This is a genomic window from Rosettibacter sp. KY25 (assembly GCF_057554405.1).
On record NZ_BAAJAO010000003.1, the window covers coordinates 165393 to 177521 of the forward strand.

11 protein-coding genes are annotated in these 12129 nt (G+C 30.2%); 3 read left to right on the forward strand and 8 right to left on the reverse strand.

Going from position 1 to position 12129, the window contains the following annotated elements:
• Window positions 1–7: 7 nt before the first annotated feature.
• From AC27L2_RS03215 to alaS, 6 genes are all read right to left on the reverse strand, one after another.
• Window positions 8–562 (reverse strand): hypothetical protein, encoded by a 555-nt coding sequence (locus AC27L2_RS03215; RefSeq protein WP_487210226.1) that lies wholly within the window; start codon window positions 560–562, stop codon window positions 8–10.
• 10 nt (window positions 563–572) lie between these two features.
• Entirely contained in the window at window positions 573–2021 is a 1449-nt protein-coding gene (gene rlmD, locus AC27L2_RS03220; protein ID WP_487210227.1) for a 23S rRNA (uracil(1939)-C(5))-methyltransferase RlmD, read from the reverse strand.
• Window positions 2018–2725: a class I SAM-dependent methyltransferase gene (locus tag AC27L2_RS03225; protein WP_487210229.1), complete on the reverse strand. Its 708-nt coding sequence runs from the start codon at window positions 2723–2725 to the stop codon at window positions 2018–2020. The genes rlmD and AC27L2_RS03225 overlap by 4 nt, the downstream gene beginning before the upstream one ends.
• A gap of 11 nt (window positions 2726–2736) precedes the next feature.
• Complete coding sequence (locus AC27L2_RS03230; protein WP_487210231.1) at window positions 2737–3828, reverse strand: hybrid sensor histidine kinase/response regulator; 1092 nt, start codon at window positions 3826–3828, stop codon at window positions 2737–2739.
• On the reverse strand, window positions 3828–5168 hold the full coding sequence (locus AC27L2_RS03235; protein ID WP_487210233.1) for a sigma-54-dependent transcriptional regulator: 1341 nt from the start codon (window positions 5166–5168) through the stop codon (window positions 3828–3830). Before AC27L2_RS03235 ends, AC27L2_RS03230 begins: the two co-directional genes overlap by 1 nt.
• 99 nt (window positions 5169–5267) lie before the next feature.
• On the reverse strand, window positions 5268–7880 hold the full coding sequence (alaS, locus tag AC27L2_RS03240; protein WP_487210234.1) for an alanine--tRNA ligase: 2613 nt from the start codon (window positions 7878–7880) through the stop codon (window positions 5268–5270).
• A 216-nt stretch (window positions 7881–8096) separates the two neighbouring features.
• On the opposite strand from alaS, the gene AC27L2_RS03245 reads away from it, so the two are divergent.
• Window positions 8097–8675, forward strand: a complete 579-nt coding sequence (locus AC27L2_RS03245; protein WP_487210235.1) for an RNA polymerase sigma factor — start codon at window positions 8097–8099, stop codon at window positions 8673–8675.
• A gap of 5 nt (window positions 8676–8680) precedes the next feature.
• Window positions 8681–9715, forward strand: a complete 1035-nt coding sequence (locus tag AC27L2_RS03250) for an anti-sigma factor (protein WP_487210236.1) — start codon at window positions 8681–8683, stop codon at window positions 9713–9715.
• Here the strand turns inward: AC27L2_RS03250 and AC27L2_RS03255 are convergent, their stop codons facing one another.
• Complete coding sequence (locus AC27L2_RS03255) at window positions 9716–10216, reverse strand: hypothetical protein (protein WP_487210237.1); 501 nt, start codon at window positions 10214–10216, stop codon at window positions 9716–9718.
• Entirely contained in the window at window positions 10206–10883 is a 678-nt protein-coding gene (locus AC27L2_RS03260) for a PspC domain-containing protein (RefSeq protein ID WP_487210238.1), read from the reverse strand. The genes AC27L2_RS03255 and AC27L2_RS03260 overlap by 11 nt, the downstream gene beginning before the upstream one ends.
• A 258-nt stretch (window positions 10884–11141) precedes the next feature.
• Between AC27L2_RS03260 and AC27L2_RS03265 the strand changes: the two genes are divergently transcribed.
• Window positions 11142–12122 (forward strand): SPFH domain-containing protein, encoded by a 981-nt coding sequence (locus tag AC27L2_RS03265; protein ID WP_487210239.1) that lies wholly within the window; start codon window positions 11142–11144, stop codon window positions 12120–12122.
• The last annotated feature ends 7 nt before the right edge of the window (window positions 12123–12129 follow it).

Below are 12129 nucleotides of genomic sequence, written 5' to 3' on the forward strand. Positions count from 1 at the left end.
AAGTTAATTACAAATCTTTAATTCTTCTTTCCTGCTCCATTGCCTTTTCACCAAGAGCTGCATATTTAGCTTCCTTTTGACGGTCGCCAAGTTTTTTATACAAATTTGAAAGTGCAAAATAAACTTTACTTTTTATTTCAACCTGCGGCAAATTTTCTTCAATTATGCTTAATATTTTTTGATTTGTGGGAAGTTCTAAATCATAGTTGTAAAGTTTAAGAAGTCCCAACAAAGGTTCATGTGATGATGGATTAATTTGAATTGCTTTAATGTAGTAATTAATTGCACTTTCAAGATAATCAAAATTGTTCTGGAGATTTTCAAAAACTTTTGCTGTCCACATCGAAATTTGAAATCTGTGTTCAATGAGTTCTCTTAAAAGTTTTTCTGTATACATTTTTATTTCGTCGAGTGATAGAGCAGGATTTGCAAGCAAAACTTTATAAATTTCTACATCAGTAATTTTGAGTTTGATTGCTTCATCAAATGCATCAAACAATTCATCTGATGAATTAGAATTTCTGAAAATATTTTCTATTCTCTTTTTTATTTCCTCATTCATAGATAAATTTTTATGCTGATTTATTTTTTAGCAATGCTACATTTTCAATATGATAAGTATGAGGAAACATGTCAACAGGTTGTATTTTAACTAACTCATATTTTTCATTGCAAAGTAGTTTTATATCCCTTGCTTGAGTTGCAGGATTACAACTGATGTAAACAATTTTTTCTGGATTTAACTGAAGAATATCATTCACTGTTTTGGGATTCATTCCGTTTCTTGGTGGATCGGCAATTACAATATCGGGTTTTGGTAATTTATTTTGTTTTATGAAAGGAAGCAATGATTTATTCAAATCCCAGAGCAACGGCTGAAAATTAGAAACATTATTTATATCGATATTTATTTTTGCATCCTCGACGGCAGAAGTAACGCTTTCAAATCCAAAAATTTCTTTTGCGTATTTTGAAATGAATATTGGAATTGTGCCAGCACCAGAATATAAATCATAAACAATTTCATTGCCTTGTAATGATGCGAAATTCATTGCTGTTTCATAAAGTTTTTCTGCTTGAAGTGTGTTTGTTTGAAAAAATGAATTAGCACTAATTCTGAATTTATAATTCCCAATAAAATCATAAATGAAACCAGAACCGTGATAAACAATTTCATAATCACCTAAAGCTACTTGTGATTTCTTTTTGTTTATGTTGTTAACAAAAGTTGTTATTTCGGGAAAGTTCTTTAATAATTCATCTCGATATTCTAAAATTAATTTTTCATTTTCTTCTGAAGTTACAAGATTCACCATTAAGTCATTTGTATGAACTGATTGACGAATTACAAGATTTCTTAGAAATCCTGTATGTGTGAGTGTTGAATAAATTGAAGCATTTCGTTCCTTGAAAAATTTTCTGGTGAAATTTAGAATTTTATTGCTCAATTCAGACTGCAGAAAACATTCATCAATATCAAGAACTTTATCGAAGAAATTAGGAATGTGTAAACCAAGAGCAAAGTCTTTATCCCGAACTTCCTGCATTGATGCAATTTCATTTTCAGTGAGCCATCTTTTTGCAGCAAAAGAAAATTCCATTTTATTTCTGTAGAAGAAAATTTTTTCTGAAGGAATTATTGACTTAATTTCAAAATTTGATAGCCCGCCAATTCTTTCAAAAATATCTTTGACCTGTTCTTCTTTGTATTTTAATTGAACATTATAATCAAGATTTTGCTGCTTGCAGCCGCCGCAAATTCCAAAATATTTGCACAGTGGCTTTACACGGTAAGAAGATTGTTTAATGATTTCTTTTACTTTTCCTTCAGCATAAGTTTTTTTAACCTTTGTTATCTGTGCAATAATTTTGTCGCCAGGATAAGAGCCATCAACAAATACAACAAATTTTTTGGGATTAGTCTCTGTTTGTGAATGAACTTCTTTTATAATTTTTGAAATCCCTTTCCCTTCAAAGGCATAATCTGTTATTTCAAGTTCTATTAAATCTCCCTTTTTCAATTTTCACCTTTCTGTAATAATAATACAAAAAATCCAAGGTATTTATTTCCGCCTAATTTTAGATAAGCATTTGATTCATGACTAAATCTGTTAATCACTTTTTTATAATACGCTTTTTCTTGTTCATCTAATTTTTCTTTTGCACTTTTTAATTTTTCAATTGCAGTAGAGTAATAATCTTTTAGAGTTTCAGATAAATCATTTTTTTCAATTACCTTGAAATTTCTTTCGAGATAATATTTTTCTAAATCTTCAATGAATAAAGGCAGCAGGTTGGATGAATCATAAATATCCTGCATAAATTTTGGAGTCTCTTTTTTTAGAGAAACAAGTTCACCTGCACAAAAATATCCTGCAGGTTTTAAAATTCTTTTTATTTCTTTAACGATTTTGTTTCTGTTTTTAAGAGAAATTGAAGCCTGAGCATAAATTAAATCAAATTGGTTATCATTAAAATCTGTTTTTTCATAATCCATAAGTACAGCATTTACCTCTGGAGTATTTCCTAATTCAAGTCTTGAAGTTATGAATGATTCATAATCATCAACAATTAAATTTACTTTTGTGTTATAATGCTTTGAAATCTCAGAAGCAATATTTTCGCTTCCAGCACCAATAACAAGTATTTGTTCTAATTTCGTTTTTAAGTTATCAAATAGAAATTTAATCTGATGAGTTGTTCCGGGTAATAAAATTGTTTTCATAAATTATTTAATTAACCAATAAGTTCTCGAATAATTGAAACCATTTCTTCAATGTTGTAAGGTTTACTAATAACTCTATTTACAATTCGTGTTAAATTGGCATCTTCATAAAATTCACTTTGGGAACCTGTAGCTAGAATTACCGGCAAGTCTTCATAAATTTCTTTTACTTTTTTAATGCATGAAATTCCATCAATGTCCGGCATTTTCTGGTCAATAATCAAAATATCAGGAATTAATTTTGAGTTTATCTTTGAAATAACATCATTGCCGTCCGATGCAGTTATAACATTATAGCCATAAGATTCAAGCAGTTCTGATAATAATTCTCTAAGAATAATTTCGTCTTCTGCAATTAAGATTGTTTTTTTGCTACTGGTATTTTTCTTTTTTCGGGATTTAATGGCAGGGAGTAAAATTGTAAATTCTGTTCCTTTACCTGTTTCGCTTTTGACTTTGATTAAACCATTATAGCTTTTGATGATTTTATTTGCAATAGTTAATCCAATCCCGCGATTTTTTAATTTACTTTTTGTAGAAAAACTTTCTTCAAAAATATAAGGAAGAACAGAAGAATCGATGCCCGTTCCAGTATCTGCAACTTTTATTTGAATGTATGATTGATTTTCAAAAAGTTTTAGTTCATCAATATTTCCATTTTTGGCTTCGATATTTGAAGTAGAAATTGTAATTGTTCCTTTATCCTGAATTGCTTCGGAGGCATTTACAATTAGATTCAACATTACTCTGTAAAAATCAGAATATTTTCCTTCAACAAGATTAAGATCGGAATTTAGTTTCAAAACAAAATTAATTTTTTCTTTAAGCTGTATTCCAATTGTGTTTGCAAGGTCATTAATAAGAAGATTGATATTAATTCTTTTCTTTCTTGGTGATTTATTAATTGTTTCAGAAAGAACATCTTCAATTATTTCTGAAACCATGTAAGTGCCGTTTTCAATACTATTTAGTATTGAGCTTACTTCATGATAATTATTTACTTTTTTCTTTAGAAGTTCTACACTGTTTAAGATTCGAGTAAGAATGTTATTTATATCGTGAGCAAGATGTTTTAATGGAAGACTTTTATCTTCTGTTTGCATTATTTCAGCTTATACTTAATAATTTTTGTATATAAAGTTTTTTGACTAATTCCAAGTGCACGAGCAGTATTTTCTCTGTTCCAATTGAATGCATCAAGTGCTCTTTTGATATGAATTTTTTCAACTTCTTCGAGCGACATTATAGTTCCATCATCTTTTACAAAATTTGTAAAATCAAAATCATCTTTAGGAATGTTAAGGTCTTTTGGATAAATAGTATCACCGTCAGAAAAAATTATTGCTCTTTCAATCATGTGTTCAAGTTCTCTTACATTGCCCGGGAAATTATATTTCATTAATTCTTTTTTAGCTTCTTCGGATAATTTTTTAGCTGCTCTAATTGGAGATTTCTTTTGCAAAAAATATTCGGCTAAAAGGAGAACATCATTCTGTCGTTCACGTAAAGGTGGAATTTTAAGTGTGATAACATTCAATCTGAAAAGAAGGTCTCGTCTGAAATTTTTCTTTTCAGCTTCTTCCATTAAATTTTTATTTGTAGCACCAATTACTCGAACTGAAGAACTTAAATTTGTAATTCCGCCAATTCTTCTGAATTCGCCATTTTCAAGAAATCTTAAAAGCTTAGGCTGAAGTGTTAAACTTAGTTCTCCAATTTCATCAAGAAATAAAGTTCCGCCGTTTGCAATTTCAACAAGACCTTGTTTTGAAGTTTTAGCATCAGTAAAAGCTCCTTTTTCATATCCAAATAATTCACTTTCAATCAATTGGTCTGGCAGCGAAGCACAATTTATTGCGACAAAAGGTTTATCAGCTCTGTTTGAATTTTTGTGAATGAATTCAGCAAAAAGTTCTTTGCCGGTTCCTGTTTCTCCTTCGAGCAGGATGTTGGAATCTGATTTGGCAGCTCTTTCAGCAAGACGAATAACTTCTTTGATGCTTTCACTTTCACCAATAATATTTGATTGAAATGCCTGAACTTTTGAACTGAGAATTTTATTTCGAAGAATTAAATCGCGGTGTTCGATTGCTCTTTCAATTGTTACGCAAAGCTGGCCAAATTCATATGGTTTTGTGATAAAATCATAAGCTCCTTGTTTTATGCAGTCAATTGCTGTTCGGATGTCGGACTTTGCGGTCAACACAATTACTTGTGTAGAAGGAAAATTCTCCTGCACAAAACTTAATACTTTCTCGCCATGAACTTCTCTCATTTCAAGGTCGAGAAGCAGAACATCATATTGTTTTCTTTTTAGATTTTCAATTGCATCTTTGCCATCATAAACAACATCAACACGATAACCTTCGTTTACAAGTTCTTCTTTAAGCAGGTAGCATAAAGTTTCATCATCATCGGCAATTAATATTTTGTAGTCTTTCATAAGAAGCAGCAATAATTATTCTAAATCAATATAAAAAAAATTGGCAATAAAATCGTTGAGGTAATAAATAGAATCATGAGTGAAAAATTGATTGAAGCACTATAGACTGTTTATAATTTTTTCAATGCTGTTTAATGCTTCATCAATTTTGCTTACATCTTTACCGCCGGCAGTTGCAAGGTGAGGTCTTCCACCACCTCCACCACCGAGAATTTTTGCTACATCACTTACAATTTTTCCAGCAGAGATTTTTTTCTCTTTAATCAAATCATCCGTAACTATGCACACAATTCCAACTTTTCCTTCAATTTCAGAAATTAACAATCCAATTCCAGTTTTTATTTTATTTCTTAATTCATCACCCATTAATTTTAATTCGTCCATGTTCTCTGCATTAACTTTTCCTTTGTAAATTTTAATGCCGTTAACATCTGAAGAGTTTTTAGTTATGGATTCAATTACATTTAATTTTTCTTTAAACTTCAGCTCCGATAATTCTTTTTCAAGTTTCTTTTTTTCTTCAAGCAGTTTTTCGTAAAGTTCATCTTTGTGTTTAATTTTTGTTTCTTGCTCCTTAATAAATTTTTCTACTCCTGCACCAGTAACTGCTTCGATTCTTCTGATTCCGCTGGCAATGGATGATTCATTTACAATTTTCAATAAACCAATTTGAGAACTATTTTTAACATGTGTTCCGCCGCAGAATTCCATTGTGAAATTTCCAAATTGAACTACATTTACCTTATCGCCATACTTATCTCCAAAAAACATTAATGCACCCATTTTTTTTGCTACTTCAAAAGGAACATCGCGGTGATGTATGAGCGGTAAATTTTCTCTCAGCTTTTCATTTATTAATGATTCAATTGCATCGAGTTCAGAATCAGTTAATTTTTGAAAATGACTGAAGTCGAAACGAAGCCTGTCTGGACCAACATAAGAACCTGATTGTTGAACATGACTTCCCAAAATTTCTCTTAATGCTTTATGAAGAAAATGAGTTGCAGAGTGATTTCTCATTATATCCCATCTTCTTTTCTCGTCAACTTCTGCAATAACTTTTTCGCCGGGATTAATTTTGATGCCAGCTTCGTTTTCAACAATATGAATAATTTGGTTATTTATTTTTAATAAATTTATTACAGGGAGGTGAGTATCGTTAATAATTATCCTGCCTGTATCATTTACCTGTCCACCTGATTCAACATAAAATGGTGATTTATTTAGAATGATAAATGATTTCCCATCTTCATTTTTAATTCCGATTATCTCAGCTTCAGATTTAAGTTCATCATAACCTGTAAATTCAGTTGGAGTATTTGACAGTATTTCAAAATCATCAGTTGTGTTAATAATAATATTTGCTGCTGTCAATTTTTCTTTTGTTGATTTTCTTGCTCTTTCTTTTTGTTCTTCCATTAATTGATTGAATCGATTTTCATCAATTGTAAAACCATTTTCTCTTGCCATTACATTTGTCAAATCAACAGGAAATCCATAAGTATCATAAAGCTTAAAAACTTCTTCTCCGGGAATTACTTTTTGATTTTTCTCTTTTAATTTGCCAATTAAGTTTTCGAATAATTCTATTCCTCGGTCTAATGTAATATTAAAGCTTTCTTCTTCGGCTTTAATTATTTTTTCAATCTTGGATTGATTTTCTTTTATTTCCGGAAAAACATTTGAAAAATTTTTAACTACAATATCAACGAGTTTATATAAAAATGGTTCTTTCAAATTAATTTTTCTGCCATATCTTGAGGCTCTTCTTAATAATCTTCTAAGAACATAACCCCTTCCATCATTGCTTGGCACAGCTCCATCAGCAATTGCAAATGTTAGAGTTCTGATATGGTCGGCAATTACTCTCATTGCAATATTAATTTGACCTTCTGTAGTTCTGTCTTCTGCCGGCAAATTATAATTATATTTTAATCCGCTTAAATTTTCTATTGAATTAATTATTGGAGTGAAAATGTCGGTATCATAATTTGATTTTTTCCCTTGAAGAACTGCAGTAATTCTTTCAAAACCCATTCCGGTATCTACATGTCTTGCAGGCAGTTCATGAAGGATTCCATTTTCATCACGATTGTACTGAATGAAAACAAGATTCCAGATTTCAATACATTCTGGTTTGCCTGCATTTACCCATGCTGGATTTTCAAAATCATGACTTAAATTTATATGAATTTCTGAACACGGACCGCATGGACCAGTTTCACCCATTTCCCAGAAATTATCTTTTTCATCAAATCTTAAAATATGAGATGGATTAATATCAGTAACTTCTTTCCATAAATTATAAGCTTCATCATCGGTTCTAAAAACTGTTGCCCAAAGTCTTTCTTTTGGAAGTTTCCAGACCTCAGTTAGTAATTCCCAAGCCCATTGAATTGCTTCTCTTTTATAATAATCTCCAAAAGACCAGTTGCCAAGCATTTCAAAAAAAGTATGGTGATATGTATCGTAACCAACTTCTTCAAGGTCATTATGTTTTCCAGAAACTCTAATGCATTTTTGTGTATCAACCGCTCTTTTATAATCTCTTGTTCCTATTCCAAGAAATACATCTTTGAATTGATTCATTCCTGCATTTGTAAAAAGTAAAGTTGGATCACCTTGAGGAACTACTGGTGCACTTGGAACAAGTTTGTGTCCTTTATTAACAAAGAAGTCTAAAAATTGTTGTCTTATTTCGTTTGATGTCATAGTTCCAGAGAATTTTTTTATAAATGTGAGCAAATATAATAAAAAATAGAGGGAATATATGATGTTGTAATTTTTATCAAGCTCGATTAGAATTTTGAAGTAATTCATTTTACAACAGGTTTGAAAAAACAATTGATGCAGTTTTTAATAAATATATTGTAATTTTGCAGTAGTAATTATAGTTTTGATTATAAATATTCTGAAGGTGTAAAATATTTGAGCAGGTTCAAAGAATTAACTGATTTAGAATTGATGCGAGAGATAGCGAATTTTGAATCGCGTGCTCTCGAAGAATTATATGATAGATATTCTCCACTCCTTTATACATTGATTAAAAAAATAACACCCGATGAAGAAACCGCCGAAAAAGTGCTTGTTGATGTTTTTGTAATTGTATGGCGTAAAACTTATAAATTCAACTTTAATAATGGCAATGTTTACAGCTGGCTTGTAACATTAGCAAGGAATAAAGCAGTTGATACTTTAAGACGAAGCAGGCTTTCACTCTCAGCTTCTCAAATTTACGATGATGATTATGAAGATTATTTTATTATACCAACTTTTCCAGATGATATGGATAGCCTTGATTTAAATACTGCAATGAGTTTAGTTCCTAAAGTTGAACGAGCATTATCTAAATTGACGGATACACAAAAGTATGTTCTTCATCTTGCTTATTATGAAGGATATACGATTGATGAAATTGCAGACAAATTAAATGTGCCAATTGAAACTGTAAGAAGCAAAGTTATGAATGCTCTGCATAATTTCAGAGACAACCTTACAAAGGAGTAAGAGAAATGTCGGATGATGCAATTCACGAGATGATGGCTGCCTTTGCAATTGGCTGCATGGATAGAAAAAATTTTATTCAATTCAAAGATTATGTTGACGCAGGCGGTGAACTGCCAGAAGGAGCATTAGGTGAATTGCAAAATATTGTTTCATTAATTCCAACAATTCTTGAATTAGAAAAGCCAAAAGATTCTTTGAAAGATGAAGTTGCAAAAAAATTAATGAGTCTTCAGGATGAAATTAAAACAAGAATAAGAGAAGAAAAAAGAAAAACTTTGCTCGGAAAAACATTTAACACAACTCAAAAGGAAATTGGCAAACCAACTTTTCAGTTGTCAAATCTTACAAAATCCACAATTGTAAAAGAATCAAAAGAAGAAAAAACCTTGAAAACAAAAACTAAATATGAAGGTTCTGTTATCCCAGAAAAACCAGTTCAATATATGACACCGCAGCCTGTAGCACCACAGGCAAAAGAAAAATCAGGCGGAGCAGTTATAGGCTGGATAGCACTATTGATTTCAATTGTATTGTTTTCTGTTCTGGGATACTATTCTTTTACATCAGTGGAATCATTGAACAGACAGATTGAAGAATTAAATCATGATATTACACTCTTTCGAAGTGAGCTGAGCAGAACAAATAATTTTGTTAACAATTATCTTTCTTTTATTGAATTCTTTAATTACAAAGATGTTATTGTTGTAAATCTCAATAGTGTTGACCCCAATGAAAAAGCAAGTGCAAGAGTATTCCTATCTTTTGATGTTAGAGAAGGATTAATTCAATTTAAAAATGTAAAACCGCTCCCGCCTAATCAGGGCTATCAATTATGGGCAGTAAGTAAAGGGGTTGCTTATTCGATGGGAGTTTACACACCATCAGGCAATGAGTATATTCACATTAGTTCATTTCCGTTTATACCAAAAGAAAATATTGAAATGCTGAAAATTACAATTGAATCAAATTCTGGTTCACCAACTCCATCTGTTCAAAGTTATCTTGCAGGCAGTTTTCCTCAGCAAGCAAAAGTAAAATAATTATTCATTCCTTTTGAGGAATAAACTGATTCCCAATAAAATCAAAATTATTGGCAAAATTATATTCCCAATTTTTAAATAATGATAAATAAAATAACTGTTTTCAATCTTTTGAAATAATTTTGCTGCAGGGTATGATAATAACAAAAGAAATAAACTTGTAACCAAATAATATTTTTTATTAGTCTCTTCGATAAATAATAGGAAAAATGCAGCACTGCAAACAAAAATTATAAATAAGACCAGCGTTGTAAGGGAATAAACTTTATAGTAAGCATTAAGTGTTAAGAATATACCTGTGAAAAAAGCAATTGAAGAAAACACAATCATATTTTTCTTATGATAACTGAAAGACAGATAAGCAGATGGTATTCCCAACACAATTAAAGAAATACCATAAATTGCTTTTGAAGGAAGGTAAATAATCTTTCCATTTAATATTGATAAAATTCCATAGATAGTAATTGAAAATCCGAGCAGAGTTTTATAATTAATTTTCATCTGTTATACCCAAATCTTTATTCTTTGGTTGAACAATAAAAAGAAAAACATAAAGCAATAAAATTGCTCCTAACGTTATTAATGTGCCAATAATAAAAAATGTTCTTAAAAGATTAACATCAATTTTTATATCATCACTTAGATTTTTGCAAACCCCAAGAAGCATTTTTTTGCTGTTTGAAATATGTTCATGATGAGCCAGAACTTCTTCTGAAGAATTTTTATCAATCAGGTAAATCCCAATTATTAAGTACATGAAATTGATTAATAAAGAACTTTGATTTAACAGCGCATCTCTGTGACTTAATCCCGAACTCTTAAATAACCACAAAATTCCTGCAAGAATTAGAAAGCCGCTTAATACTGTATACGAATTTTTTCTGCTTATTTTTGATTTCTCAAAATCACTTAGTGCTGTAATTTCTTTTTCGAGCGGAAAGATGAAAGAAGCTAATAAGTAAAGATAAATAAACCAGCTGCTTACAGCTAAACTGAGCAACGAAATTAATCTAATAATTGAAGCATCAATGTTATAATATTTTCCTAAACCAGCACAAAGCCCGGAAATAATAAAATCATTTCCTGAACGTTCCAATCTTTTGATTTTTTTGAACTGAGGAGCATTTTCATTTTCTTCAAATATATTTGGAATATTATTTTCGTTCATAAGGATATATATCCAATTATTCCTTTGTTAATTTAACAAAATTCTGTTATAAGAATAATTTATAAGAAAAATTTTATTGAGAGCCTAATTAAGTTTTTTCAATTATTACATTATTTTAAAAAATTTATTACATTGGATTGCAGTTTTGATTGCTTTTTCCTTCATTATCCTTGCAAATCCAATGCAATCAAGGTAAATATTTAATTCATCAATTAATGATAAAAAGATAAGTGTAAAATATAAAACAGGAGAAATAAAATGTTGTTAACAATTATCATAATAGCAATAATAATACTTTTGTTATTGTTGTATGAATTAAGAATTCGTAAACCAGACGAATTGGTGCTGACAGAAAGGAGTGGTAAAATTATATTAAGAAAAGGAAGATTTTATCCGCGCCATTTTAGTCTTGTTCTGCCAAAGACAATTTATTCTTCTCAATTAAGTATAGATGCCTCGGCAAAAGGAAGTCTTGATGTAAAAGTAAAATTAACAATTGCAGTTGCACTTTCTCTGAGCAATATTGATTCATTAATCAAAACAGGAGGATGGAATAAATCAGCGGTTCAGAAAGCAACAAAAGAACTTGAGACGGTTATCCATAGTCTTGTAAGAGAATTTACAGAAAAATATGAGATAGAAGAATTATCATCAGAAAAGATTTATAACTTTTTGATGGATAAAATAAATATTAGTAAAGAAAAATTTGGCTTGGAAGTTATTTCAATTTCAATTCAATCATTTGAAATATTGGATGCTAAAATTGCAGAAGCTATACGTCAACAAGAATCTGCCAGAATATTTGAACAAACAGAATTATTAAATCAAAAGGCAAGAATATCAGCTGCAAAAGCAAAACTTCAGGCTGATGAAGAAATTGCACATATGGAAAATGAAGTTGAACTGAAAAAATATGATTTGAAAAAAGTAGAATTGGAAAAGGAATCTGAACTTGCAGATAAAAGAGTCTCTGAAGAACTTAAAAGAAAAAAAATGCAGCTTGAATATGAAAAAGAAGAACTGGAATTGCTTAAGAAGAATCCAGAACTTTTGATTTTAACACCGCAGGCAGCAAGATTAGCAGAAGCAAGTCAGTCATTAAAAAATGCAAGGACAGTTGTTACTTTATCTCCAAACGATTTAGCACAAGGAACAGAGCTGATTGGGATGTTTCAAAAGTTTCTTCAAAATTATTTGAATAATTATTCAACTTCTCAAAAAGATAAGAACGAGAAATAACAGCATT